This is a genomic window from Cellulomonas sp. Root485, assembly GCF_001426705.1.
Taxonomy (GTDB): domain Bacteria; phylum Actinomycetota; class Actinomycetes; order Actinomycetales; family Cellulomonadaceae; genus Cellulomonas.
Map to the genome: position 1 here is coordinate 164,855 of NZ_LMFC01000003.1, position 25,060 is coordinate 189,914.

At 71.7% G+C, this 25,060-nt stretch carries 18 protein-coding genes; 12 read left to right on the forward strand and 6 right to left on the reverse strand.

Annotated features, from left to right (window positions below; genetic code table 11):
- Positions 1-47: 47 nt before the first annotated feature.
- Positions 48-1,361: an ABC transporter substrate-binding protein gene (locus ASD16_RS14495; RefSeq protein WP_055918829.1), complete on the forward strand. Its 1,314-nt coding sequence runs from the start codon at positions 48-50 to the stop codon at positions 1,359-1,361.
- Positions 1,362-1,567: 206 nt separating this feature from the next.
- Here the strand turns inward: ASD16_RS14495 and ASD16_RS14500 are convergent, their stop codons facing one another.
- Positions 1,568-2,110 carry a hypothetical protein gene (locus ASD16_RS14500; protein ID WP_157453956.1) on the reverse strand — a complete coding sequence of 181 codons (543 nt, stop codon included), beginning with the start codon at positions 2,108-2,110 and terminating at the stop codon, positions 1,568-1,570.
- Between the two features lie 112 nt (positions 2,111-2,222).
- Positions 2,223-3,356 carry a LacI family DNA-binding transcriptional regulator gene (locus ASD16_RS14505; protein WP_082570897.1) on the reverse strand — a complete coding sequence of 378 codons (1,134 nt, stop codon included), beginning with the start codon at positions 3,354-3,356 and terminating at the stop codon, positions 2,223-2,225.
- 329 nt (positions 3,357-3,685) lie between these two features.
- Between ASD16_RS14505 and ASD16_RS14510 the strand changes: the two genes are divergently transcribed.
- The 3 genes from ASD16_RS14510 (at position 3,686) to ASD16_RS14520 (ending at position 9,197) form a co-directional block, all read left to right on the forward strand.
- Positions 3,686-6,322 (forward strand): discoidin domain-containing protein, encoded by a 2,637-nt coding sequence (locus tag ASD16_RS14510; RefSeq protein WP_055918835.1) that lies wholly within the window; start codon positions 3,686-3,688, stop codon positions 6,320-6,322.
- A gap of 148 nt (positions 6,323-6,470) precedes the next feature.
- The gene (locus ASD16_RS14515) at positions 6,471-7,844 is read left to right on the forward strand and encodes a DUF1996 domain-containing protein (RefSeq protein WP_055918838.1); all 1,374 of its coding nucleotides are present in this window, start codon (positions 6,471-6,473) and stop codon (positions 7,842-7,844) included.
- A 144-nt stretch (positions 7,845-7,988) separates the two neighbouring features.
- Positions 7,989-9,197, forward strand: coding sequence for an MIR domain-containing protein (locus ASD16_RS14520; protein ID WP_055918840.1), 1,209 nt, complete (start codon positions 7,989-7,991; stop codon positions 9,195-9,197).
- Between the two features lie 25 nt (positions 9,198-9,222).
- Here the strand turns inward: ASD16_RS14520 and ASD16_RS14525 are convergent, their stop codons facing one another.
- On the reverse strand, positions 9,223-10,677 hold the full coding sequence (locus ASD16_RS14525) for a serine hydrolase (protein ID WP_055920529.1): 1,455 nt from the start codon (positions 10,675-10,677) through the stop codon (positions 9,223-9,225).
- 192 nt (positions 10,678-10,869) lie between these two features.
- Positions 10,870-13,449 carry an ATP-dependent Clp protease ATP-binding subunit gene (locus ASD16_RS14530; RefSeq protein ID WP_055918843.1) on the reverse strand — a complete coding sequence of 860 codons (2,580 nt, stop codon included), beginning with the start codon at positions 13,447-13,449 and terminating at the stop codon, positions 10,870-10,872.
- Between the two features lie 285 nt (positions 13,450-13,734).
- Between ASD16_RS14530 and ASD16_RS14535 the strand changes: the two genes are divergently transcribed.
- Positions 13,735-14,733, forward strand: a complete 999-nt coding sequence (locus ASD16_RS14535) for a ScyD/ScyE family protein (RefSeq protein ID WP_055918846.1) — start codon at positions 13,735-13,737, stop codon at positions 14,731-14,733.
- Positions 14,734-14,782: 49 nt separating this feature from the next.
- Here ASD16_RS14535 and ASD16_RS14540 read toward each other — a convergent pair whose 3' ends face one another.
- Entirely contained in the window at positions 14,783-15,409 is a 627-nt protein-coding gene (locus ASD16_RS14540) for a helix-turn-helix domain-containing protein (protein WP_055918849.1), read from the reverse strand.
- Positions 15,410-15,617: 208 nt separating this feature from the next.
- Here ASD16_RS14540 and ASD16_RS14545 point away from each other — a divergent pair, with 208 nt between their 5' ends.
- The 3 genes from ASD16_RS14545 to allB are packed head-to-tail and all read left to right on the forward strand — an operon-like array spanning position 15,618 to position 19,318.
- Positions 15,618-17,219 carry an NCS1 family nucleobase:cation symporter-1 gene (locus tag ASD16_RS14545; RefSeq protein ID WP_055918851.1) on the forward strand — a complete coding sequence of 534 codons (1,602 nt, stop codon included), beginning with the start codon at positions 15,618-15,620 and terminating at the stop codon, positions 17,217-17,219.
- A 12-nt stretch (positions 17,220-17,231) separates the two neighbouring features.
- Positions 17,232-17,978: an aspartate/glutamate racemase family protein gene (locus ASD16_RS14550; RefSeq protein ID WP_055918854.1), complete on the forward strand. Its 747-nt coding sequence runs from the start codon at positions 17,232-17,234 to the stop codon at positions 17,976-17,978.
- A 26-nt stretch (positions 17,979-18,004) separates the two neighbouring features.
- Positions 18,005-19,318: an allantoinase AllB gene (gene allB / locus ASD16_RS14555; RefSeq protein ID WP_055918857.1), complete on the forward strand. Its 1,314-nt coding sequence runs from the start codon at positions 18,005-18,007 to the stop codon at positions 19,316-19,318.
- 4 nt (positions 19,319-19,322) lie between these two features.
- On the opposite strand, the gene ASD16_RS14560 is transcribed toward allB, so the two are convergent.
- Entirely contained in the window at positions 19,323-20,003 is a 681-nt protein-coding gene (locus tag ASD16_RS14560; RefSeq protein ID WP_055918860.1) for a YoaK family protein, read from the reverse strand.
- A 29-nt stretch (positions 20,004-20,032) separates the two neighbouring features.
- On the opposite strand from ASD16_RS14560, the gene ASD16_RS14565 reads away from it, so the two are divergent.
- The 4 genes from ASD16_RS14565 to ASD16_RS14580 are packed head-to-tail and all read left to right on the forward strand — an operon-like array spanning position 20,033 to position 25,048.
- A complete protein-coding gene (locus ASD16_RS14565; protein ID WP_055918863.1) occupies positions 20,033-21,103 on the forward strand; it encodes an acetamidase/formamidase family protein in 1,071 nt (356 codons plus the stop codon).
- Entirely contained in the window at positions 21,103-22,599 is a 1,497-nt protein-coding gene (locus ASD16_RS14570) for an AtzH-like domain-containing protein (RefSeq protein ID WP_055918866.1), read from the forward strand. The genes ASD16_RS14565 and ASD16_RS14570 overlap by 1 nt, the downstream gene beginning before the upstream one ends.
- Positions 22,596-23,804, forward strand: coding sequence for an alanine--glyoxylate aminotransferase family protein (locus ASD16_RS14575; protein ID WP_055918869.1), 1,209 nt, complete (start codon positions 22,596-22,598; stop codon positions 23,802-23,804). Before ASD16_RS14570 ends, ASD16_RS14575 begins: the two co-directional genes overlap by 4 nt.
- On the forward strand, positions 23,804-25,048 hold the full coding sequence (locus ASD16_RS14580) for an allantoate amidohydrolase (RefSeq protein WP_055918873.1): 1,245 nt from the start codon (positions 23,804-23,806) through the stop codon (positions 25,046-25,048). The genes ASD16_RS14575 and ASD16_RS14580 overlap by 1 nt, the downstream gene beginning before the upstream one ends.
- Positions 25,049-25,060: the final 12 nt, after the last annotated feature.

Consider the following 25,060-nt stretch of genomic DNA (forward strand, 5'->3'; position numbering starts at 1 on the left):
GCCGGCCTTTGACAGCACACCGTCGTCCTCGTCAACCAAGGAGAACCATGCGCCGCCCCCGTTCATCCGTCCGCGCAGGAGCCCTGCTGGCCATCGCGGCCCTCGCCCTGACCGCCTGCGCCGGCTCGACCGACGAGCCGGCCGCCGAGCCCACGTCCTCGGGCCCGCCGGAGCCCGTCGAGATCCGCTTCTCCTGGTGGGGTTCGGACACCCGCCACGAGCTGACCCAGCAGGTGCTCGACAAGTTCACGGAGAAGTACCCCCACATCACCGTGGTCCCCGACTACACCGACTGGAACAGCTACTTCGACAAGCTGGGCACCTCGGTCGCCGGTGGTGACGCCCCCGACGTCATCACGCAGGAGGAGCGGTTCCTCAACGACTACGCCTCGCGTGGCGTCCTGGCCGACCTCAACGAGCTGGGCCTGGACACGTCGAAGATCGACGAGAACGTGCTGCAGTCCGGCACCATCGACGACGCCCTCTACGGCGTGGCCACCGGGGTGAACGCGTACTCGATCATCGCCGACCCGGCTGCCTTCGCGGCTGCGGGCGTCGAGATGCCCGACGACACCACCTGGACGTGGGAGGACTACGTCGACATCGCCAACGAGATCAGCGCCAAGACCGGCGGGACCATCTACGGCGCGCAGGACTACGGCTTCAACGAGCCCGGCTTCTCGATCTTCGCCCGTCAGCGCGGTGAGTCCCTCTACACCGAGGACCACAAGCTGGGCTACGACGACAAGACCCTCGCCGACTGGTGGCAGTACTCGCTCGACCTGCAGGCCGGTGGCGGTGAGCCCGACGCTGCCAAGACGGTCGAGGTCGACGCCGGCGGGCCGGAGCAGTCCCTCGTCGGCACCGGCACGGGTGCCATGTCGTGGTTCTGGACCAACCAGCTGACCGCCATCACCAACGCCTCGGGCAAGGAGCTCAAGCTGCTCCGCGTCCCGGGCGAGTCCGAGGAGAAGCGGACCGGCATGTACTTCAAGCCGGCCATGTACTACTCCGTCTCGGCGAAGTCCGAGCACCCGGAGGAGGCCGCGCTGCTGGTCGACTTCCTGCTCAACGACCCCGCCGCCGGCGAGATCCTGCTCTCCGACCGTGGCCTGCCGGCCAACACCGACGTCCGCGCCGCGGTGCAGGACAAGTTCTCGCCGACCGACAAGCAGGCCGCCGAGTTCCTGGCCGACCTCGAGGACGAGATCGTCGACGGCCCGCCCGTCCCGCCCGTGGGCGCCGGTCAGGTCGCGGAGATCACGCGCCGCATCAACCAGGAGGTCCTGTTCGGCCGCCTGAGCCCGGCCGACGCGGCGAAGCAGTACACGCTCGAGGTCGAGGCCGCGATCGGCGGCTGATCACCTCTGCACCGCGACGTCCGCACGACCGAGCCCCCCTCCGCTCGGACGTGCGGACGTCGCGCTGTCTGCCCCCGGCAACGTCCGCACATCCGGTCGTCCAGACGCGCGAATGTGCGGACGTTGCCACGCCGACGGAGCCTGCGTCCGCGGATTCGGTCGTTCCGACGCTCGAAGGTGCGGACGTCCGAGGAAGGGGGAGCGCCCTAGCCGGGTGGCGTCAGGGCGTCGTACGCGGCGTCGATGTCGTCCGCGTCGAGGATCGTGGGGTTCAGCGCCGCCTCGGGATCCGGCGTGACCTGCTCGGCGAGCCACCGCTGCGTCTCGGCGTCGAGCGCGTCGTAGTCCTCGAAGGCGGCCTCCAACGCGGGGAACAGCCCGGCCTCGGTCGCGCGATAGCGCTCGGGCACCGAGGTCGGGTCGACGATGCGGGTCAACGCGATCCGTGCGCGTTCGTCGATGGTGAGGATGCCCGCCTCGGTGTCCGCGTCGAGCGCGGAGACGGGAGGCATCGGCGCCGCGTCCGGGCCGGCGCCGACCGGTGCGACCGGCGCGGTCGACGGAGCCGGTGCGGGCGGTGTCGTCGGTGCTGCGACGGCGGCCACCCGCACCGGTGCGGTCGGCGTCGTGGCACCCCCGGCATCGATGACCGCTGCGGCGGTCTCGGGCCGGTCGACGAGAGCGCCCACGCCCCACGCCGAGCCGACGAGTGCCAGGACGCTCAGGCCGATGACGGCAGGACGACGCACGCGCATGAGGTCCCCGGGCTCGAGATCCCGGCGGTCGCCGGTTCCCGACATCGTGGCGGGCGGCCGATCGGCTCCGCGACCGCCGGACGGGTGGGGCGCCACCCCTGGCTGTTCAGGCGCTGTCGCGGATGCGGAGGGTGGGCTCGAAGATCGTCGACGTGACGCGGCGGCCGGGGTCGGCGATGGTGTCCAGCAGGATGCGGGCCATCTCCGCGGCCATCTCCTCGATCGGCTGCCGCACGGACGTCAGCGCGGGCCGCGAGAGCGCGCCGACCGAGCTGTCGTCGAACCCGATGACCCGCACGTCGTCCGGCACCCGCCGGCCGGCGGCCTGGAGCGCCTCGATCGCGCCGAGCGCCATGAGGTCGTTCGACGCGAACACCCCGTCGAGGTCCTCGTACGCGTCCAGCAGCGACGCCATCGCGGCGACCCCGCTCTCGTAGGTGAAGTTGCCGCCGACGGTCGGGACGAACGCCTGCCCGTGGCGGGCCATCGCGTCCTGGAACCCGGAGAGCCGGTCCTGCGCCGACGGCACATCGAGGGGACCCGAGATCGCGGCGACGTGCCGGCAGCCGCGGGCCACGAGGTGCTCGGCGGCGAGGCGCGCGCCATCGCGGTTGGCGACGTCGACGAAGCTCAGCGGGATCGGCCGGCCGGGGCGCGCGAACACGACGGCGGGCAGCCCGGCGTCGACGAGGAGGCGTGGCATCGGGTCGTCGCCGCGGGTGGAGACGACGAGCGCGCCGTCCGCGTTGCCGTTCCGCAGCGAGGAGATGACGCGGGCGCGGTCGGCGTCCGTCTCGGCGAGCATGAGGATCGGGTCGACGTCACGCGGGCGCAGAGCGCGCAGCATGCCGCCGACGACGCGGCCGAAGAACGGGTCGGCGAAGTCGATGGTCGACGGTGAGCCCTGCTCCTCGACGCCGGACACCACCACGATGACGGCTCCGGTCCGCCGGGTGACCAGCGACCGCGCGGCGAGGTTGGGCACGTAGCCGGTGGTCGCGATGGCCTCGCGGACGACCGCCTGGATGTCGGCGGCGACCCGGCGCTGGCCGTTCACCACGCGCGACACCGTGGCGCGCGAGACGCCGGCCACGCGGGCCACGTCCTCCAGGGTGGGCGCCCCGGAGCCGGAGGTGCCGACCGGCAGGCCGCTCGGCGGCGTCGCCTCGAGCGTTCCCGACGGACTCGACGCCACGCGCGCGGCGGTGCTCGCGCTCCCCGCCCCGGGCTCGTCTGCCATGCGCGTCAGGCTACCAGGGTCGGAGAGCGCTCTCGCGAAACTGGAGCCAACCCGGGCGTCACGACGGACCCTTCTCCCGTCACGGCCACTGTACGAGCGGGTGAAATCGGGTATACGGTCCCTTCCGGGAGCCAGAAGGGCACATCCCGACCCCTCGAGCACGATGCCGTCGACCCGAACGCGGATCTGACGGTAGAGCGCTCTCCCACGCACCACCGGCAACTCAGCTCGACGACGAACTGCACGCCCGGCGCACCGGATCGACGACGAGGTCGACTGCGGACCGACCTCCCGTCCCCTGCCACGGGCCAGCCCCGGAGGAGACACCTGTGTTCACGACCACCACCCACCCCCCTGCCAGGACCGCCCCGCCGCCCGGCCGCAGCCGCCGCCTGCTCGGCGTCCTGGCCGCCGCCGCGATCGTCGCGGCCGGCATCGGCACCGCGGCCACCGCCCAGGCCGCGCCCGTCCTGCTGTCGCAGGGCAAGACCGTCACGGCCTCGTCCACGGAGAACGCCGACTACACACCGGCGTCCGCCGCGGTGGACGGCAACGCCGGCACGCGCTGGGCGAGCACGCCGTCCGACGCGCAGTGGCTGACCATCGACCTGGGAGCGACCGCGCAGGTCGAGCAGGTCGTCCTGACCTGGGAGGCGGCCTACGGGTCGGGGTACCAGATCCGGACCTCGGACAACGGCACGTCCTGGACGAGCATCTACACCACGACCACCGGCAAGGGCGGCAAGGAGACGCTGAACGTCACCGGCAGCGGCCGGTATGTGCAGCTGCTGGGCACCAAGCGGGCCACCGGCTACGGCTACTCCCTGTGGGAGGTGCAGGTCTACGGCACCCCGGGCGGGACCCAGCCGCCGACCGGCACGTGCGGGACCACCAACGTCGCGCAGGGCAAGACCGCGACCGCATCGTCCTCCGAGCAGGGCGCCGGTACGGCCGCAGGCCTCGCGGTCGACGGCAACGCCGGGACGCGCTGGGCGAGCACGTTCGCCGACAACCAGTGGTGGCAGGTGGACCTCGGCGCGAGCCAGGCCGTCTGCAACGTCACGCTGAGCTGGGAGGGCGCGTACGGCAAGGCGTTCCGCGTCCAGGGCTCGGCCAACGGCACGACGTGGACCACGCTGTCGACGGTCACCAACGGCACGGGCGGCACGCAGTCGATCGCGGTCAGCGGCAACGCTCGGTACCTGCGGCTCGACCTGCAGACCCGCGGCACCGGCTACGGCTTCTCGCTGTGGGAGGTGTCCGTGAGGACAACGGGCACGCCGACGCCCGACCCGACGACACCCGGCCCCGACCCGACCGGCCCCGCGGACGGCAAGGTGCGTATCGCGGGCAGCCAGGGCAACTGGGCGCTGCTGGTCAACGGCCAGAACTGGGTCACCAAGGGCATGACCTGGGGCCCGGCCCCGGCCGAGTTCCCGCAGCACGCGGCCAACCTCAAGGCGATGGGCGTCAACACCATCCGCACGTGGGGCACGGACGCAGGCTCGAAGGTCCTGTTCGACGCGGCCGCGGCCGCGGGCATGCGGACGGTCGCGGGCTTCTGGCTCGCTCCCGGCGGCGGCCCCGGCTCGGGCGGCTGCCCGAACTACGTCACCGACGCGACGTACAAGACCAGCTCGATGAACGACATCGTCACCTGGGTCACGGCGTACAAGGACCACCCGGGCGTGCTCATGTGGAACGTCGGCAACGAGTCCCTGCTGGGCCTAGGCAACTGCTACTCGGGCGCCGAGCTCGAGGCACAGCGCACCGCGTACGCGACGTTCGTCAACGACGCCGCCAAGCGCATCCACCAGATCGACCCGACCCACCCGGTGACGTCGACGGACGCGTGGACCGGCGCGTGGCCGTACTACAAGGCCTCGTCCCCGGACCTGGACCTGTACGGCCTGAACTCCTACAACGCGGTGTGCGACGCCAAGGCGACGTGGATCGCGGGCGGTTACACCAAGCCGTACCTCATCACCGAGGGCGGCCCGGCCGGCGAGTGGGAGGTGCCCGACGACGCCAACGGCGTGCCCGACCAGGGCACCGACCAGCAGAACGCCGACGGGTACACGCGGGCGTGGAACTGCATCAAGGCGCACCCGGGCGTCGCGCTCGGCGCCACGCTGTTCCACTACGGCAACGAGGGTGACTTCGGCGGCATCTGGTTCAACGTGAAGCCGGGCAACAACAAGCGCCTCTCGTACTACGCGATCGCCAAGGCGTACGGCGGCTCGGCCGGAGCGGCGGGGGTCAACACTCCCCCGACGTTCAGCTCGATGACCGTGCCCAACAGCGGCAGCGTGGTCGCCGGCTCGACGTTCACCGTGAACGCGGCGGCGAGCGACCCGAACGGTGACCCGATCACCTACAACGTGCTGCTGAACAGCAAGTACGTCAACGACTCCGGCGGCCTGGCCCCGGCGACGTTCACGCGCAGCGGCAGCACGTTCTCAGTCACGGCCCCGCAGACGCTCGGCGTCTGGAAGGTCTACGTGTTCGCCGAGGACGGCAAGGGCAACGTGGGCGTCGAGACGCGGTCGTTCCGCGTGGTCCCGCCCGCCGTCACCGGCACGAACATCGCCCAGGGCCGACCGGCCACGGCGTCGTCGTTCGACCCGTACAACGGCAACTTCACGCCGGGGCAGGCCACCGACGGCAGCTACGCCACCCGGTGGGCCAGCAACTGGGCGGACGACGAGTGGATCCAGGTCGACCTGGGCTCGGTCCGGTCGTTCTCGTCCATCCAGCTCGTGTGGGAGTCCGCGTTCGGCAAGGGCTACCGCATCGAGACGTCGAACGACGGGAACGCGTGGTCGACGCTGACCACCGTCACCGCGGGCGACGGGAACGTCGACACCCTGAACACCGCCGGCTCGGCCCGCTACGTGCGGGTGCACGGGACAGCCCGCGGCACCGCGTACGGCTACTCGCTGTACGAGCTCGGGGTCTACTCCTGAGCTGACGTGCCCGGGGCGGGCGGCCACCCGCCCCGGGCACCACCCTCGGCCAACCCCTCACAGAGCCGATACGCCGAAGGTCCGTGTGCATCGTCGCACCTCCTTCGGGTCCGTCCTGACCCTCATGGTCAACCCTGAAGGAGACCTCATGCCCACCCATCCCCACGTGCGGAAGGCCCGGCCCTGGCTCGCCGGGGCACTCTGCGCGGTGCTCGTCGCCACCGGTGTCGCGATCGCCACGACCGCGAGCGCCGCCCCCGTCAACATCTCGCAGGGCAAGCTCGCCACGTCCTCGTCGGCGGAGGGCCCGGACTTCACCGCGTCCAAGGCCGTCGACGGCAACGGCTCCACCCGCTGGGCCAGCCAGTTCTCCCACGCGCAGTGGATCCAGGTCGACCTGGGCGCGACGGCCACCGTCGACCGCGTCGAGCTGCGCTGGGAGGCCGCGTACGGCAAGGCGTTCCAGGTGCAGCTCTCCCCGAACGGCACCACCTGGACCACCGTCGCCACGGTCACCAACGGCACGGGCGGCAACCAGACGGTCGCCGCGTCGGGCACCGGCCGCTACCTACGGCTCAACCTCACCGCGCGCGGCACGGGCTACGGCTACTCGCTGTGGGACCTCGCCGTGTTCGGTTCCGGTGGCGCGAGCACGCCTCCGCACACGCCGAAGCCGCTGCCGCCGGCCCCGCCGGGCGCCGACACGACGGTGACGCACCACGAGTTCCAGGCCAACTGCACCCCGACGCACACGCTGAACGACGACCCGATCGTCTACCCGGGCCAGGCGGGCGCGTCGCACAGCCACACGTTCCTGGGCAACCGCTCGACGAACGCGAACACCACGACCGCGTCGCTGCTGGCGTCGAACAGCACCAGCTGCACGGTCCCGCAGGACGAGTCGGCCTACTGGTTCCCGACGCTCATGCGCGGCGAGAACAAGGTCGTCGCCAGCAACGAGCAGACCATCTACTACAAGACCGGGATCATCGACTACAAGAAGGTCGTCCCGTTCCCGCAGGGTCTGCGGTTCCTCGTCGGCAGCATGACGGCCACCCAGGAGGAGTTCCGGACGGCCCCCGGCGCGGTCGAGGGCTTCGAGTGCGGGAACAGCTCGTTCAACTGGGACATCCCCGCGAGATGCCCGGTGGGGTCGCAGCTGAACGTCCGGTACCAGGCACCGAGCTGCTGGGACGGCATCAACCTCGACTCGGCCAACCACAAGAGCCACATGGCGTACCCGGTCAACGGTGAGTGCACGGCGAGCCACCCGGTCGCGGTGCCGATGCTCGAGTTCAAGCTGTCCTGGCCGGCCGACGGGAACATGTCGGACGTCCGGTTCTCCAGCGGTCGTGGGTTCTCGTTCCACTACGACTTCTTCAACGCGTGGGACCCGGCCGTGCTCCAGGCGCTGACCGAGCACTGCATCAACGGCGGTCTGCAGTGCAACCCGCGCGGCTACGACCTGTACAAGCCGTGGGCCGGCGCCGTGCTCGACGCGAGCTACCAGCTGATCCCGTAGGTCACCTCGCAGGACGTCGACGGCCCCGGTCCCACGACCGGGGCCGTCGATGTATCTCACCCGCCCTCGTCGACTCCTTCGTGCAACCCTCGACGTGGGGGTGCCGCGCGCTGACGTGCGGCTCGCTGGGACGAGAGGGACGTCATGCCGGAGCAGGTCCTCACCGGGCGGGCGGTCGCGTTCGACCCCGCCACCCACGGCTTCGCGTTCCCCAACGCGTTCGTCAACGAGGTGCTCACGCTGCCCAACGGTGCCCGGATCACGACGGCCGGCCGGTGCGGCGGGATGGCGTACGCGGCGCTCGACTACTTCCTCGCGGGTCAACCGGTGCCGACGTGGCGCTCCGACCTCTGGACGCCCAGCCGCGTCCCACCCGACAGCCACTGGCTCGCGCAGCTGTTCACGCAGCGCCTGCGCGACTCGTTCTTCACCGGCTCCGCAGCGAAGTTCGTCACCTGGTCCATGCACTCCGACGACGAGACCTGGGTGTTCAAGGGCGTCACGCGCTGGACCAAGGAGGAGGAGCTCCCCCGGCTCATCGCGTCCATCGACGCCGGCCAGCCCGTCGTCCTCGGCCTCGTCGTCGCGCGGAACCTCGCGGCCGTCGGCGACAACCACCAGGTCATCGCGTACGGCTACGAGCAGGACCGGGCCACCGGCCGGACCACCGTCCTGATCCACGACAGCAACACACCCCGCAAGCCCGTGACGCTCACGTCGGAGGCCGACCAGCACGACTGGACCGCGTCCAACGGCCACGCGTGGCGGGGGTTCTTCCTGCAGGACTACACGCCGCGACGCCCGCGGGTGCTCACCAAGAAGGCGCCCGACGGCAAGGACCGGGTGTCCACCGGAGACACCGTCAAGCTCTCGCACGTGTGGACCGGGCTGACCCTGCACTCCCACGACCTGCCGTACACCCACCCCGGCTCCGACGGCCTCCAGCAGGTCACCTGCTTCGGGGGGTCCGACGACAACGACCGCTGGCTGCTGGTCGGGACCGCCGGGACACCCGCCGGCACCGACCTGCGCGACGGGTCGGTCGTCCGGCTGCGGCACGTGTCCACGGGACGGTGGCTCCGCAGCAGCGCCGGCGTGCAGTCACCGCTCTCGCACCAGCAGCAGGTGAGCGCCTCCGACACCGCCGACGCCGCCGCGGACTGGCGGGTGGAGGTCGTCGACGCGCGTCCCTGGACCGCCGGTGCCCGCGTCCGCCTCGTGCACGTCGCGACGGACGTCGCCTTGCACTCCCACCGCGCGTCCGACCCCCGCCTGACCGCGCACCAGCAGGAGGTCACCGGCTACCGCAAGCGCGACGTGAACGATTGGTGGACGGTCCTCGAGCTCAGCTGAGCAGGCTCGCTCCGCGCCGGCCCGCTCAGCCGACCCAGACCTCCGCCGCCTCTTGGACGACCCTGCCCACCAGCCGGGGGCTCTCGGTCGGTCCGAACGCGACGTTGAAGCCACCCTCGACGACCACGTCCTCCCCGTCGAACGTCGCGGTCGCCGTGACGACGAACGGCGACTCCACGAACCGGAACGTCAGCACATAGGTGTCGGGGGTGGTCCAGGCGCCGCTGACCAGCACGTCCTCCGGATCCGACCGCCGCAGCGTGGTCCGGGTGAGCGCCGGCTGTGCGTGCCCCACCGAGACGATGACCGTCTCCTCCTCGTGATCGACGGTCAGCCGGTCGTGTCCGTCACCGACCTCCAGCACCGCGTTCCGGATCCCGAGCGTGTTCGGTTCGAAGGTGATCGTCTGCCCGCTGAGCCGAGCGCCCGTCGGCGAGGTCGGCGCCCCGTGGGGCGGATCGATGCGCAGGCTCGCGAGCCGATCGGCCAGCAGCCGTCGACCCTCCCGGTCCTCGGGCAGCGGACCGTCCGACAGTCCCGGCAGGAGGTGCTCCCACACCAGCGCCAACTGACCGTGCATCTCGCCGACGCCCGACGTCGTCACCACCACGACGTCCTGCTCGGGCAGCACCACGCAGTACTGGCCGAACGCCCCGTCGCCGCGGAAGCTGCCGTGGCGCCCGCGCCAGAACTGGTACCCGTACCCCTGCGCCCAGTCGATGTCGGGGTTCCCGTCATTGGGCACCTGCGCGCGCGTCGCCTCGGCGACCCAGCCCTCCGGGAGGATCCGCACCCCGTCCCAGACCCCGTCCTGCAGGTACAGCTGACCGAACACCGCGATGTCCTCGGTGGTCCCCGACATCCCCGAGCCGCCGAAGTCGACGCCACCCGGTGACTGCTGCCACGTCGCCCCCTCGATGCCGAGCGGCTCGAACAGCCGAGGGCCGAGGTAGTCGAGCAGCCGCTCGCCCGTGACCTTCTGCACCAGCGCCGCGAGCATGTGCGTGCCGGCGGTGTTGTAGACGAAGAACGTCCCGGGTTCGTGCTCCACCGGCTCCGCCAGGAACGCCTTGACCCAGTTCCCCGTCTGGACCACCCGATCCGTGGGGTCGTCCGCGTGCCCGGTCGTCATCGTCAGCAGGTGGCGCACCCGCATGCGTCGCAGGTTCTCGTCCGGCTCCGCCGGCGCTTCGTCGGCGAAGTGGTCGACGACCAGATCGTCGAGCCCGAACAGACCGTCCGCCACCGCGAACCCGACCGCCGTCGACGTGAAGCTCTTGCTCAGCGAGAAGAACTCGTGCAGCCGGTCCGGCGCGAACGGTGCCGCCCACCCCTCCGCGACCACCGACCCGTGCCGCACCACCATCAGCGAGTGCAGCTCGGGCCAGTCGACCAGCGCGTCGACCAGCCACAGGAGCGCCCGCGGGTCGACCCCCTGCTCCTCGGGCACGGATCGGGGCAGTCGTCGCAGTCCAGGCATGCGCCCACCCTGCCACCGCTCGCCGACACCCGCTGCGCTCGAGTCGCACGGCCGAGCTCGGCAGTCCGCGCCGAGCTCGGCAGCTGCGACCACCGAGCTCGGCGCGAGGTGCCGAGCTCGGCGTACCTGTCGCTCCACCGACGACGAACGCCCCGGTCCGTGAGGACCGGGGCGTTCGTCGTGCGTGCGGGGTCAGCCCACCTGAGGCAGGGTGCCCGTCCCGCTGTCGCTGATGGTCGGGCCGGCGGCCGGCAGGTCGGTGCCCGAGCCGGGAGTGCCGTAGGAGGCTCCGACGGGGACCGGGTCCGACGTGAACGAACCGCGCGGGACACCCCGGAAGATGAACTCCCCGAGCAGACCCTCGCCCTCGGCGTCCACGATCACCAGCTGGCCGGCCTTGAGGTCCCCGAACAGGATCTTCTCGGACAGTGCGTCCTCGATGTCCCGCTGGATGGCGCGGCGCAGCGGCCGAGCACCCAGCACCGGGTCGTACCCCTTCTCCGACAGCAGCTTCTTGGCCGCGGGCGTGATCTCGATGTCCATGTCCTTGTCCCGCAGACGCTTGGCCAGCTTGGCGACCATGAGGTCGACGATCTGGAAGATCTCCGGCTGGGACAGCTGCGGGAACACGACCACGTCGTCGACGCGGTTGAGGAACTCAGGCCGGAAGTGCTGCTTGAGCTCGTCGTTGACCTTGGACTTCATGCGCTCGTACGACGTCGACAGGTCCCCGCCGGCCTGGAAGCCGGTCATGAGGCCCTTGGCGATGTCCCGGGTGCCGAGGTTCGTGGTCATGATGATGACGGTGTTCTTGAAGTCGACCACCCGGCCCTGCGAGTCGGTCAGGCGACCGTCCTCGAGGATCTGCAGCAGCGAGTTGAAGATGTCCGCGTGCGCCTTCTCGACCTCGTCGAAGAGGACCACCGAGAACGGCTTGCGACGGACCTTCTCCGTCAGCTGGCCACCCTCGTCGTACCCGACGTAGCCGGGGGGCGAGCCGAACAGCCGCGACACGGTGTGCTTCTCCGAGAACTCGGACATGTCGAGCTGGATGAGCGCGTCCTCGTCGCCGAACAGGAACTCCGCGAGCGCCTTGGCCAGCTCGGTCTTCCCGACGCCCGTGGGGCCGGCGAAGATGAACGACCCCCCGGGACGCTTCGGGTCCTTGAGGCCCGCACGCGTCCGACGGATGGCCTGCGAGAGCGCCTTGATGGCGGCGTCCTGGCCGACGACCCGCTTGTGCAGGTTCTCCTCCATGTGGAGCAGGCGGCTGGACTCCTCCTCGGTGAGCTTGAACACCGGGATGCCCGTGGCGATGGCCAGCACCTCGGCGATGAGCTCCTCGTCCACCTCCGCGACCGCGTCGAGGTCGCCGGACTTCCAGGCCTTCTCCTTCTCCACGCGCTTGAGACCGAGCTGCTTCTCGGCGTCGCGGAGACGGGCTGCCTTCTCGAAGTCCTGCTCGTCGATCGCCGACTCCTTGTCGCGGCGCGTCTCGGCGATCTGCTCGTCGAGCTCGCGCAGCTCCGGGGGAGCCGTCATGCGGCGGATGCGCAGACGCGCGCCGGCCTCGTCGACCAGGTCGATCGCCTTGTCCGGCAGGTAGCGGTCGTTGACGTACCGGTCCGCCAGGGTGGCGGCGGCGACCAGCGCGGCGTCCGTGATGGACACGCGGTGGTGCGCCTCGTACCGGTCGCGCAGACCCTTGAGGATCTCGATCGCGTGCTGCAGGTTGGGCTCGGCCACCTGGATCGGCTGGAAGCGACGCTCCAGGGCCGGGTCCTTCTCGACGTACTTGCGGTACTCGTCGAGCGTGGTGGCACCGATGGTCTGCAGCTCGCCGCGCGCCAGCATCGGCTTGAGGATGCTCGCGGCGTCGATGGCGCCCTCGGCGGCACCTGCTCCGACGAGCGTGTGGATCTCGTCGATGAACAGGATGATGTCGCCGCGCGTGCGGATCTCCTTGAGCACCTTCTTCAGGCGCTCCTCGAAGTCACCGCGGTAGCGGGAACCCGCCACGAGCGCGCCCAGGTCCAGCGTGTACAGCTGCTTGTCCTTGAGCGTCTCGGGCACGTCGCCGCGCACGATGTCCTGTGCGAGGCCCTCGACGACGGCGGTTTTGCCGACGCCGGGCTCCCCGATGAGGACCGGGTTGTTCTTGGTGCGGCGGGACAGCACCTGCATGACCCGCTCGATCTCCTTCTCGCGCCCGATGACCGGGTCGAGCTTGCCGTCGCGCGCAGCCTGCGTGAGGTTGCGGCCGAACTGGTCGAGGACGGCACTGCCCGAGGGCTGCCCCTCCTGCGGACCGCCGGCGGCGACGGGCTCCTTGCCCTGGTAGCCGGAGACGAGCTGGATGACCTGCTGGCGCACGCGGTTCAGGTCCGCGCCCAGCTTGTTGAGGACCTGGGCGGCGACGCCCTCGCCCTCGCGGATGAGGCCGAGCAGGATGTGCTCGGTCCCGATGTAGTTGTGGCCCAGCTGGAGCGCCTCGCGCAGCGACAGCTCGAGGACCTTCTTGGCGCGCGGGGTGAAGGGGATGTGGCCCGACGGAGCCTGCTGGCCCTCGCCGATGATCTCCTGCACCTGGGCGCGCACGGCCTCGAGCGAGATGCCGAGCGACTCCAGAGCCTTCGCCGCGACACCTTCACCCTCGTGGATCAGGCCCAGGAGGATGTGCTCCGTCCCGATGTAGTTGTGGTTGAGCATCCGTGCCTCTTCTTGGGCAAGGACGACCACACGACGGGCTCGGTCCGTGAATCTCTCGAACATGTGCACTCCTCACGAGCTGCGTGCCGGCTCCCCTGGCTGGCGCACCGGGGGACGACGGGGCGGCGTTGTTCGATGCTAACGGCGGGGTGGTGCCTCAACTGCCCGTGTTCGCCGCAGGCGTGACGACCGGCCCCGGTTGCCCGGGGGCATGGATCGCCGGGGCACCCGGGTCTAGCGTCGATGAGCGCTGGAGGGTCATCCCGGGCGCGCAGGGGGCGACGACGACGCTGCCCCAGCAACCCCGACACGCACGAGTCCCAGAAAGCTGTCGAGGGGAGGGGTCCTATGGGTCCCCGACGAGCTCTTGTCCTGCTGTCCGCCGTCCTGCTGCTGGTGCTGACGCCGTCCACGGCGTCCGCACACCATCCGTCGCGTGACCGGGAGCCGCAGCTCCTGGCCAGCGGCCTGTCCGGAGGCTTCGGGAGCACCATCGGCCCTGACGGTGCGCTGTACGTCACGGAGCCGTCGGTCGGAGAGATCTCCCGGATCGACCCGCGGACGGGAGAGGTGACGACGTTCGCCTCCGGGCTGCCCACCAACGTGTCCACCGGCGGTGCCTTCGGCGGCGCGTTCGACGTGGCGTTCGTGGGCGGCACCGCGTACGCGCTGGTCACGTTCGTGAGCGAGGACGTCGGCGGGACGTTCCTCGACGGCATCTACCGCATCGACGGTCCGCGCACCGCCACGCTCGTCGTCGACATCGGCACCTGGGCCGCGGCGCACCCGCCGACCACCAGCTTCTTCGTCCCCACCGGCGTGCAGTACGCGTTCGAGCCGTACAAGGGCGGGTTCCTGGTCGCGGACGGACACCACAACCGCGTCTACCGGGTGGGTCTCGACGCATCGATCGCCGTCCAGATCGCCTTCGAGAACATCGTCCCGACCGGGCTCGCCGTCGACGGCAGGACGGTGTTCATGGCCCAGGCCGGACCGGTCCCCCACCTCCCGGAGAACGGCAAGGTCGTCACGTTCGGCCCGTGGTCGACCACCGCGACGACGGTCGCGTCGGGCGCACCCCTGATGGTCGACGTGGAGCTGGGCCGCGGGCACCAGCTGTACGCGCTCGCGCAGGGCGTCTGGCCGCTCGGCGGCCCCGAGGGATCACCGGCGGCGCCGGACACGGGGCAGCTGCTCAGGGTCGGGCGGCACGGTTCGCTCGAGGTCCTCGCCAACGCCCTGGACCAGCCTGTCTCGTTCCAGGTGATCCGCGGCACCGCCTACGTGGTCACGCTCGGCGGAGAGGTGTGGACGGTCGACCTCGACGGGAGGCACGGCCACCGCTGACCGGACCGGCGAGGGGTCGGGCGACGCTGCCCGGCCCCTCGTCGCACGCTCAGGGCGTCCGGTCGGGGTGCACGATCACCCACGTCGCCACGGTGACGCCGTCGGTCTGGTTGCTCAGCCGGTGCGGGGTGCCGCAGGCGTAGGAGACGGTGTCGCCGGCGCGGACGACGACGCGCTCGTCGGGGAAGTCGATGGTGAGCTCGCCCTGCGACACGGTGCCGATCTCGTAGCCGACGTGGGTGAGCAGCTCGTTCTGCTCGGCGCCGGTGGAGCCGGGCGGGTAGGTGGACTCGAAGAAGTCGACGTCGCGTGAGGGTCCTGGGGAGAGGCGCCGGAACACCACGCCGCCCGCGAGGCGGACGACGTCGGCCTCGACGGCTCGGCGCACGACGTAGCCGTCGGCGACGGGCTGGGGGGCGATCACCGACGGTCCGCCGAAGACGTCGACGAGGCTGGCGTCGAGCGCGGTGACGAGCGCGAAGAGCCGGTTCACGGACGGGCGCAGGACGCCGCGCTCGATCTGGGAGACCGCGCTGGTGGAGATGCCCACGCGCTTGCCGACCTCGCGCAGGGTCAGCCCGCGCTCCTCGCGGAGCTGTCGGAGGCGGCCGCCGAGCTGCTCGGAGTCGAACGCGTCGAGCAGGCGCCCGGCCTCGTCGGCGGTGGTGGTGGTCATGCGCGCCCTCCGTAGCAACGAGGACTCATGAATGAAGTCCAAAGTTCACAAACCGGAAACCGATGGGGAGTTGTGAAGTCATAGATTCACAAACGTTCAGCGATCGCTTCACCGTACGGGATGACGGACGCAGCCGGACAGAGCTCGTCGGGACGCCGACGACCAGGACCGAACAACCCCCCATCGACCTCCCCGCGTGAGGACCACCATGAACCCCGAGACCACAGAGCTGCCGAACGACGTCGTCGAGGCCGCCGGCCTGCCCCCGGGCGCCGGCACCATCAAGCCGGGCTACGACCCCCGCCTCACCAACGAGGACCTGGCGCCGCTGAAGAAGCAGACCTGGTCGTCGTACAACATCTTCGCGTTCTGGATGTCCGACGTGCACAGCGTCGGCGGCTACGTCACGGCCGGCTCCCTGTTCGCGCTCGGCATCGCCAGCTGGCAGGTGCTCGTCGCGCTCATCGTCGGCATCGTGATCGTGCAGGTCTTCTGCAACCTCGTGGCCAAGCCGAGCCAGAAGACGGGCGTGCCCTACCCGGTCATCAACCGTGCGGTGTTCGGCGTGCTCGGCGCCAACATCCCCGCGATCATCCGCGGCCTCATCGCCGTCGCCTGGTACGGGGTGCAGACGTTCCTCGCGGCCGAGGCGCTCAACATCATCTTCCTCAAGTTCATCCCGAGCTCGGCGGAGCTGCTGGAGACCAGCTTCCTCGGGCTGTCGACGCTGGGCTGGATCTCCTACGCGATCCTCTGGGTGGCCCAGGCGGCCCTCTTCTGGACGGGTATGGAGACCATCCGCAAGTTCATCGACTGGGCCGGTCCCGCCGTCTACGTCGTGATGATCGCGCTGGCCGTCTACCTGGTGTCCGAGGCGGGCTGGGAGAACATCTCGCTCAACCTCTCGTCCGGTCCGCCGATGGGCTTCTGGGCGTCGATCCCCGTGATGCTCGGGGCGATCGCGCTGGTGGTGTCCTACTTCTCGGGGCCGATGCTGAACTTCGGCGACTTCGCCAGGTACGGGAAGAGCTTCAAGGCCGTCAAGAAGGGCAACTTCCTCGGGCTGCCGCTCAACTTCCTGTTCTTCTCGCTGCTGACCGTCATCTGCGCGTCGGCGACCGTCCCGGTGTTCGGCGAGCTCATCACGGACCCGATCCACACGGTGCAGCAGATCGACACCCCGTTCGCGATCCTGCTCGGCGGCCTCACGTTCGTCACCGCGACCGTCGGCATCAACATCGTCGCCAACTTCATCTCCCCCGCGTTCGACTTCTCCAACGTGTCCCCGCAGAAGATCAGCTGGCGCATGGGCGGCATGATCGCGGCCGTCGGCTCGGTGCTGCTGACACCGTGGAACTGGTACTCCAACGCGAACGCCATCCACTACACGCTGGGCGTGCTGGGTGCGCTGATCGGCCCCTTGTTCGGGATCCTCATCGCCGGCTACTACGTGATCGGCAAGCAGCGCGTGCACGTCGACGACATGTTCACGATGTCGACCACCGGCAAGTACTGGTACTCCGGCGGCTACAACCGCAACGCCGTGGCGACCGTCATCTCCGCGGGCCTGATCTCGGTGGCGGCCGCCGTGCTGCCCAAGGCGTTCGCGGACATGGGCGCGTTCGACGTCACCTGGATCGCCAGCTACAGCTGGTTCATCGGCTGCGGGCTCGGCTACGGGATCTTCGTCTTCCTGGAGCGCCGCAACCCGCAGATCCCGGTGCTGGACGCGTCCGACGAGCACGTCTCGGACGGCACGGTCGAGGAGCGGACTGGAAGGGCTCCAGAGTCCGCCGAGACTGTGGCCTGAGAAGGCCTGAGCGTGCACGTCCGCATCATCAACCCCAACACCACCCGGGCGATGACCGACCTGATCGGCCGGTCCGCCCGGGTGGTGGCGGCGCCGGGCACCCTCGTGGATGCCGTCCAGCCGACGATGGGTCCCGCGTCGATCGAGAGCCACTACGAGGAGGCGCTGGCCGTCCCCGGCATCCTCGAGCAGGTCGCGCTCGGCGAGGCCGAGGGGGTCGACGCGTACGTGGTCGCCTGCTTCGGAGACCCGGGCGTCGACGCGGCGCGCGAGCTGGCACGCGGTCCGGTGATCGGGATCGCGGAGGCCGCGATGCACGCCGCGACGCTCGTCGGCCGCCGGTTCGCCGTCGTCACGACGCTGGGCCGCACGACCGGACGGGCGCGCGAGCTGGTGGACCGGTACGGGTTCCGGGACGCGTTCGTCGCCGTGCGCGCGTGCGAGGTCCCCGTCCTCGCGCTCGAGGACCCGGGCGCCCGCACCCGGCTCGTCGACGAGTGCCGGCGCGCGGTCCAGCAGGACGGGGCCGACGTGGTCGTCCTCGGCTGCGCCGGCATGGCCGAGCTGTGCGCGGTGATCGCCGACGAGATCGGCGTCCCGGTCGTCGACGGCGTCGCCGCCGGCACGGTGCTCGCGCAGTCGCTGGTGGCCCTGGGGCTCAGGTCGTCGGTGGCCGGGGAGTACGCCCCGCCGCCTGCCAAGCCGATGGCCGGCATCCTCGCGGGTTTCGAGATCCGCGCGCCCGTGGCCGTAGCCTGACGCAGCAGACGACCCCGGGAGCCGCCATGACCGAGCCTGACCTCGTCGTTCGCACGCGACGCGCCTGGGTGGACGGCGCCTGGAGAGCCGCGCAGGTCGTGGTGAGCGGCGGGCGCATCACGGCGATCGACGTCCCCGACGACCGCGCGGCCGTCGAGCTCGCCGACGACGAGGTGCTGCTGCCCGGCCTGGTGGACAGCCACGTGCACGTCAACGAGCCGGGGCGCACCGCGTGGGAGGGCTTCGCGTCGGCCACCCGCGCCGCGGCGGCCGGTGGGGTCACGACCCTCGTCGACATGCCGCTCAACTCGATCCCGCCCACCACGACCGTCGAGGCGCTGGCCGCCAAGCGGGCCGCGACGGACGGCAAGCTGACCGTCGACGTGGCGTTCTGGGGCGGGGCCGTGCCGGACAACCTGGGCTCGCTCGGTCCGCTGCACGCGGCGGGCGTCCGCGGGTTCAAGGCGTTCCTCACTCCGTCGGGGGTCGACGAGTTCGGGCACCTGGACGCCGAGCAGCTGGAGGCCGCGCTGGCGGAGGTCGCGGCGCTCGGCAGCGTCCTGATCGTGCACGCCGAGGACCCCGCGGACCTGCACGCCGACGGCGCGCTCGGGCCGCGGTACGCCGACTTCCTGGCCAGCCGCCCCGCCGTCAGCGAGCGCCACGCGATCGCGCGCGTGATCGACGCGATGCGCCGCACGGGCGCCCGCGCGCACGTCCTGCACCTGTCCGACGCCGGCTCGCTCGACCTGATCCGGTCCGCGAAGGCGGAGGGTCTGCCGCTGACCGTCGAGACGTGCCCGCACTACCTCGCCCTGCGCGCCGAGGACGTGCCGTCGGCCGCGACGCAGTTCAAGTGCTGCCCGCCCATCCGCGACGCCGGCAACCAGGACCTGCTCTGGGCAGCGGTGCTCGACGGGACGATCGACGCGATCGTGTCCGACCACTCCCCGTCGACGGCCGACCTGAAGAACACCGACTTCGGGCTGTCCTGGGGCGGCATCGCGGGCCTGCAGCTGGGGCTGTCGGTGGTGTGGACGGAGGCCCGGCGCCGAGGGATCGCTCTGGAGGACCTGCTCCCCCTGTTCACGACGGGTCCGGCGCGGGTCGCCGGGGTGAGCCGGGGCGCCCTGACGGTCGGCGCTCCCGCACACCTCGTCGCGTTCGCCCCCGACGAGGAGCGCGTGGTCGACGTGCACGCCCTCGAGCACAAGAACCCGGTCTCGCCCTACGACGGCACGACGCTCGCCGGAGCCGTGCGGACCGTCTGGCTCGACGGCGTGCCGATCGTGGAGGACGGCGCCGTCACCGCTCCCGGCCGGGGGCACACCTGTGCGTGAGCGATCAGGCCTCGCGGTGCGCGTGCCCGAGCACCGCTGCGACCAGCGCCAGCACGCCCGCGAACAGCATCCCGACCCCGACGCCGCGCTCCCCGCCGACGTGCAGCAGCAGCGCACCCACGGCGGCGCCGACGAGGATCAGCGCGACCGCGAGCGACCGCCGCGCCCAGCCGTCACCGGTGCCGCCGGCGAGCCGCGAGTCGGCGGCCAGGCCCGTGAGGGTCGACGTCACGACGACGGTGGTCACGTCCTTGACGGCCAGCCGGCGCGCGGTCGCAGCCTGCAGCCCCATCGCCACCGCCAGCAGCGTGGTGACGACGAGCGCCCAGGTGGTGGCCTCGACCGGGGGCACGACGAGCGCGCCGATGCCCAGCCCGACCGCGAGCACGCCGGTCGCCGCGAACGTGCCGCTCGTGCGGTCCGACCAGCCCGCCGGGGCGGTGCGCAGCACGCGTCCGCCGAGCGCGGCACCGGCCAGGAAGCCGACCAGCGCGAGCGCCGGGCCGAGGATCGGCAGGTCGTCGGCACCCGCGAGCGCCATGCCGAGGATGACCACGTTCCCGGTCATGTTCGCGGTGAACACCCGGTCGAGACCGAGATAGCCGACGGCGTCGACGATGCCCGTCGTGAACGTCAGTGCCAGCATGAGCACCAGGTGTCGGCGAGCGTCGTCCCAGGTCTTCATCACGGCGTCATCGTGGGGGTGCAGGACCGATGAGTGCAACGCTGCAACCCGGCGCGGGGCACATCCGCGCCGACACCTACCTGCCGTCCACGCCTGCCACTGTCCTGTGGGGGCGGCTGCCGTGCGGGACCGACGCCCCCGTCCTGCGAATCGAGGCGGGCACCGAGGTCACCATCGACACGGTCAGCCACGAGGGCCTGCTCGACGACCAGGGCAGCGACCCGCTGGGGTTCTTCGCGAGCCACGGGGTGGCGCCGGAGGACGTGCTGACCGACGCCGTCGAGATCGTCGGGACGCTGACGCGGAACCACGCCGACGGACCCCACGTGGTGACGGGACCGATCCACGTCGCGGGCGCGATGCCGGGCGACCTGCTGGCGATCACCGTCCTGGAGACCACCCCGCGCGTCCCGTACGGCGTGATCTCGAACCGGCACGGACGCGGCGCGCTGCCGGGCGAGCTCCCGCGAGGGCCTGAGAACGTGAGCGTGTTCGCCACGGTGCGCGACGACCGCGGCTGCCTGCCCGCCGTCGAGGGTGGCGAGCGCCTGATCGAGTTCCCGCTGGCCCCCTTCCTCGGGATCATGGGCGTCGCGGTCGCCGGTGACGAGCGCCCGCACTCGGTGCCGCCCGGCGCGCACGGCGGGAACATCGACATCAACCTGCTCCAGGTGGGCAGCACGCTCTACCTGCCGGTGCAGGTGCCGGGCGCGCTGGCGTACGTGGGCGACCCGCACTTCGCGCAGGGCGACGGCGAGGTGGCGCTCACCGCGCTGGAGGCGTCCCTGCGGGTCACGCTCCGGTTCGACGTGGTGCCGGCCGTCGAGGCGCTCGCACAGTTCGGACCGTTCGAGGGGCCCCTGGTCGAGACGCCGGAGTACCTGGTGCCGACCGGCCTCGACCGGGACCTCGGCGAGGCGGTGCGCAGGTGCGTCCGGGCCGCGCTCGCTCTGCTGCAGGCGCGGTGGGGTCTCGACGAGCACCTCGCGTACGCGTACCTGTCCGCGGCCACCGACATCGACATCTCGCAGGTGGTCGACCAGGTCTGCGGGGCCCACGCGCGCATCCGCAAGGCCGACCTGGAGGCCATCGCCCGATGATGCCGACCGAGCTGCAGGACGCCTTCGACGCCTACGAGCGTGCGCTGGCGACCGACGACATCGAGGCCCTGGACGATGCGTTCGCGCCCGGCGAGGAGACGCTCCGCGGGGACAGCAACGGCCTGCTCGTCGGGCACGACGCGATCAGCGCGTTCCGCAGCGCGCGCGGCGGCATCACGCCCCGGGTGCTGGACCGGGTCGAGTCCCGCCGCCTGGCCGACGACTGCTGGCTGATCGTCGCGACCTCCCGCTACGACGGCGGCGGCACCGGGCTGCAGACGCAGGTGTGGCAGCTGGTCGAGGGGCGGTGGCAGATCACCGCCGCGCACGTCACCGGTCGCACCCCGAGCTTCGACAAGGCGGTCTGGCGGACGGTCGGCGACCCGCTCTACCAGGGCGCGTTCGACGGCCCGCTGCTGGGGCTGCGCGTCGCGGTCAAGGACGTGTTCGCCGTCCGTGGGTACCGGATCGGCGCGGGCAACCCGACGTGGCTGCGCGACGCCGCCCGCGAGCGCCAGCACGCCCCCGCGGTCCTGGACCTGCTCAAGGCGGGCGCCTCGGTGCGCGGCCTGGCCCGCACGGACGAGCTCGCGTACTCGATCGCGGGCGCGAACCCGCACTACGGCACCCCCGCCAACGGCGCCGTCGCGGGCGCGCTCCCGGGGGGCTCGTCGAGCGGTCCCGCGACCGCGGTAGCGACCGGCCAGGCGGACGTGGGCCTGGCCAGCGACACCGCCGGGTCCATCCGCGTCCCCGCGAGCTACCAGGGCCTGTGGGGGCTGCGCACCACGCACGGGCTGGTGCCGCGGCAGGGCATGGTGCCGCTCGCGCCGTCGTTCGACACGGTCGGCTGGCTGACCCGTGACGGCGAGACGCTCGACGCGGTCGTCACGTGGTGCCTGGAGGACGACGCCCCGCCGCTCCCCGCCCGCCGGCTGGTCCCGGTCGAGGTGCTCCAGCTGGTCGACCCGGCGACGCGCGAGGCCTTCGAGGCGTGGGCGGGAGGGACGTTCGAGGAGGTCGAGGTCGGTCCGCTCGACGAGTGGTTCGAGGCGTTCCGCGTCGTGCAGGCCGCGGAGGCGTGGCGGGCCCACGGCACCTGGGTCACCGCGCACCCCGACGCCGTCGGACCCGGTGTGCGCGAGCGGTTCGCGATCGCGAGCGAGGTGACGGCTGCGGACGAGGCGTCGGCCCGGACCGAGGTCGAGCGCCTGGCCACCGTCATCAGAAACATCGTCGCCGACGCCGTCCTCGTGCTGCCCACCACGCCCGGCCCGGCCCCGGCGAGGACCGCGAGCGCCGCCGAGCTCGACCAGGTCCGCGCCGCGACCCTGCGGATGACCGCGCTGGCCGGCATCGGCGGGCTGCCCGCGCTGACCTTCCCCGTGCTGACCTACCCGTCCACGCTCGGGCCGGCACCGGTCGGTGTCTGCCTGGTCGGCCCTCGCGGCAGCGACCTGTCCCTGGTCCGGCACGCCCTTGGAGGCCTCACATGACCCACCCGGTGAACCCGCCCGCCCGTCTGCTCATGGGACCCGGGCCGGTCAACGCCGACCCCCGCGTGCTGCGCGCCCTCTCGACGCCGCTGGTCGGCCAGTACGACCCGGCGATGACCGGCTACATGAACGAGACGATGGCGCTGTACCGCGAGGTCTTCGCGACGACCAACGACGCCACCCTGCTGGTCGACGGCACGTCCCGGGCGGGGATCGAGGCGGCCCTGGTGTCGCTCGTGCGCCCGGGCGAGCGCGTCCTGGTGCCGGTGTTCGGGCGGTTCGGGCACCTCCTGGCGGAGATCGCGCTGCGCGCGCAGGCCGAGGTGCACATGATCGAGGTGCCGTGGGGGCAGGTGTTCGGAGCACAGGCCGTCGAGGAGGCGATCGTCCGCGTCCGCCCGCACCTGCTCGCGATGGTGCAGGGCGATACGTCGACGACCATGCTCCAGCCGCTCGACGAGCTCGGGGCGATCTGCGAGAAGCACGGCGTGCTGTTCTACACGGACGCGACCGCGTCGCTGGGCGGGAACGCGTTCGAGATGGACGCCTGGGGTCTGGATGCCGCTACCGCCGGGCTGCAGAAGTGCCTGTCCGGCCCGTCGGGGAGCGCGCCGATCAGCCTGTCGGACAAGGCCGTCGACGTGATCCGGGGCCGCCGCCGCATCGAGGCGGGGATCCGCGAGGAGTCCGACGAGGACACCGGGGAGCCCGTGCACTCCAACTACTTCGACCTCGGCATGATCCTCGACTACTGGGGTCCGCGGCGGCTCAACCACCACACCGAGGCGACGAGCATGCTGTACGCGGCGCGGGAGTGTGCGCGGATCATCGTCGAGGAGGGCCGGCAGGCCGTCATCGACCGGCACGAGCGGGCCGGCCGCGCGATGCTCGCGGGGGTCCGGGGTCTGGGGCTGGGGGTGTTCGGGGACGTGGCGCACAAGATGAACAACGTGGTCGCGGTCGAGATCCCGGACGGTGTGGACGGCGACGCCGTGCGCGGGGCGCTGCTGCAGGACTTCGGCATCGAGATCGGGACGTCGTTCGGCCCGCTGCACGGTCGCGTGTGGCGGATCGGCACGATGGGCGCCAACGCCCGGCTCGACACCGTCCTGACCACGCTCGCCGCCCTGGAGCAGGTGCTGCGCCGCGCCGGCGCGAAGGTCCCCCATGGCGGCGGCGTCGACGCCGCCTACGCGGAGGCCTGATGCTCGACGCCCCTACCGCTGCCCGGCGCATCATGGCGCGCTGCGACGAGCTCGCGGCGTACACGTCGATGACCGGCGGCATCGAACGCGTCTACCTCTCCCCCGAGCACGCCCGCGTCAACCGGGTCGCCGCCCGCTGGATGCGCGAGGTCGGGCTCGACACGTGGCAGGACGCGGCGGGCAACCAGTGCGGGCACCTGGCGGGGCGGGACCCGGACGCGCCGTCGCTGCTGCTCGGGTCGCACCTCGACACGGTGCGGGACGCCGGCCGGTACGACGGGATCCTCGGCGTGCTCATGGCGATCGAGGTGGTCCGCGCGCTGCGGCCCGTGGCCGGCACCCTGCGGTTCGGGCTCGACGTCGTCGCGTTCTGGGACGAGGAGGGTGCCCGGTTCGGCACCGCGCTGCTCGGGTCGTCCGCGATGGCCGGCCGCTGGAACGAGGCGTGGTGGGACCTGACCGACGAGCACGGCACCACCCTGCGCACGGCGTTCAGCGAGTTCGGCCTGGACCCGGGGCGCATCGGCACGGCCGCGCGGTCACGGGAGTCGTTGGCGGGCTACCTGGAGGCGCACATCGAGCAGGGACCGGAGCTCGACGACGGCGGCGCGCCGCTGGGGGTCGTGACCTCGATCGCGAGCGCCCGACGGTTCGCGGTGCAGATCGACGGCGAGGCCCGGCACGCCGGGGGTGCCCGGTACGAGAAGCGGCACGACGCCCTGCTCGGCGCCAGCGAGGTCGCGCTCGCCGTCGAGCGGCTGTGCCGCGCGGAGCACCACATCATCGGCACCGTCGGCCGGCTGGAGACGTTCCCGGGCGCGGTCAACGTCGTCCCTGGCGAGGCCCGGCTGACGGTCGACCTGCGCGGCGAGCACGACGACGACCGCGACCGGGTCTGGCGCAGCATCACGCGCGAGCTCGACGAGATCGCCGGTCGACGCGGCCTGTCGTGGTCCGCACGCGAGCTGCACGAGGCGCCCGCGGTCATGTGCGACTCCCTCCTGCAGGACGTCGTGCGCGCCGGGATCGAGGACACCGGCCGTCGGCACGTCCCCGCGCTGTTCAGCCGCGCGGGCCACGACGCCATGGCGATCGGTGCGGTCACCGGCATCGGCATGCTGTTCCTGCGCAACCCCGACGGCATCAGCCACCACCCCGACGAGGACGTCAGCCTGGCCGACGTCGAGACGGGCCTGCGGGCGCTGACCGCCACGGTCGAGCACCTCGCGCGCGAGGCCGCCTGAGAGGATCGGGAC

Excerpts from the sequence above, each read along its gene's own strand:
- ASD16_RS14545 (WP_055918851.1), top strand. The coding sequence starts at position 15,618 with ATGAACCCCGAGACCACAGAGCTGCCGAACGACGTCGTCGAGGCCGCC.
- allB (WP_055918857.1), top strand. The coding sequence starts at position 18,005 with ATGACCGAGCCTGACCTCGTCGTTCGCACGCGACGCGCCTGGGTGGAC.
- ASD16_RS14565 (WP_055918863.1), top strand. The coding sequence starts at position 20,033 with ATGAGTGCAACGCTGCAACCCGGCGCGGGGCACATCCGCGCCGACACC.
- ASD16_RS14515 (WP_055918838.1), top strand. The coding sequence starts at position 6,471 with ATGCCCACCCATCCCCACGTGCGGAAGGCCCGGCCCTGGCTCGCCGGG.
- ASD16_RS14525 (WP_055920529.1), bottom strand. The coding sequence starts at position 10,677 with ATGCCTGGACTGCGACGACTGCCCCGATCCGTGCCCGAGGAGCAGGGG.
- ASD16_RS14520 (WP_055918840.1), top strand. The coding sequence starts at position 7,989 with ATGCCGGAGCAGGTCCTCACCGGGCGGGCGGTCGCGTTCGACCCCGCC.
- ASD16_RS14580 (WP_055918873.1), top strand. The coding sequence starts at position 23,804 with ATGCTCGACGCCCCTACCGCTGCCCGGCGCATCATGGCGCGCTGCGAC.
- ASD16_RS14560 (WP_055918860.1), bottom strand. The coding sequence starts at position 20,003 with ATGAAGACCTGGGACGACGCTCGCCGACACCTGGTGCTCATGCTGGCA.
- ASD16_RS14495 (WP_055918829.1), top strand. The coding sequence starts at position 48 with ATGCGCCGCCCCCGTTCATCCGTCCGCGCAGGAGCCCTGCTGGCCATC.
- ASD16_RS14575 (WP_055918869.1), top strand. The coding sequence starts at position 22,596 with ATGACCCACCCGGTGAACCCGCCCGCCCGTCTGCTCATGGGACCCGGG.
- ASD16_RS14505 (WP_082570897.1), bottom strand. The coding sequence starts at position 3,356 with ATGGCAGACGAGCCCGGGGCGGGGAGCGCGAGCACCGCCGCGCGCGTG.
- ASD16_RS14570 (WP_055918866.1), top strand. The coding sequence starts at position 21,103 with ATGCCGACCGAGCTGCAGGACGCCTTCGACGCCTACGAGCGTGCGCTG.
- ASD16_RS14540 (WP_055918849.1), bottom strand. The coding sequence starts at position 15,409 with ATGACCACCACCACCGCCGACGAGGCCGGGCGCCTGCTCGACGCGTTC.
- ASD16_RS14535 (WP_055918846.1), top strand. The coding sequence starts at position 13,735 with ATGGGTCCCCGACGAGCTCTTGTCCTGCTGTCCGCCGTCCTGCTGCTG.
- ASD16_RS14530 (WP_055918843.1), bottom strand. The coding sequence starts at position 13,449 with ATGTTCGAGAGATTCACGGACCGAGCCCGTCGTGTGGTCGTCCTTGCC.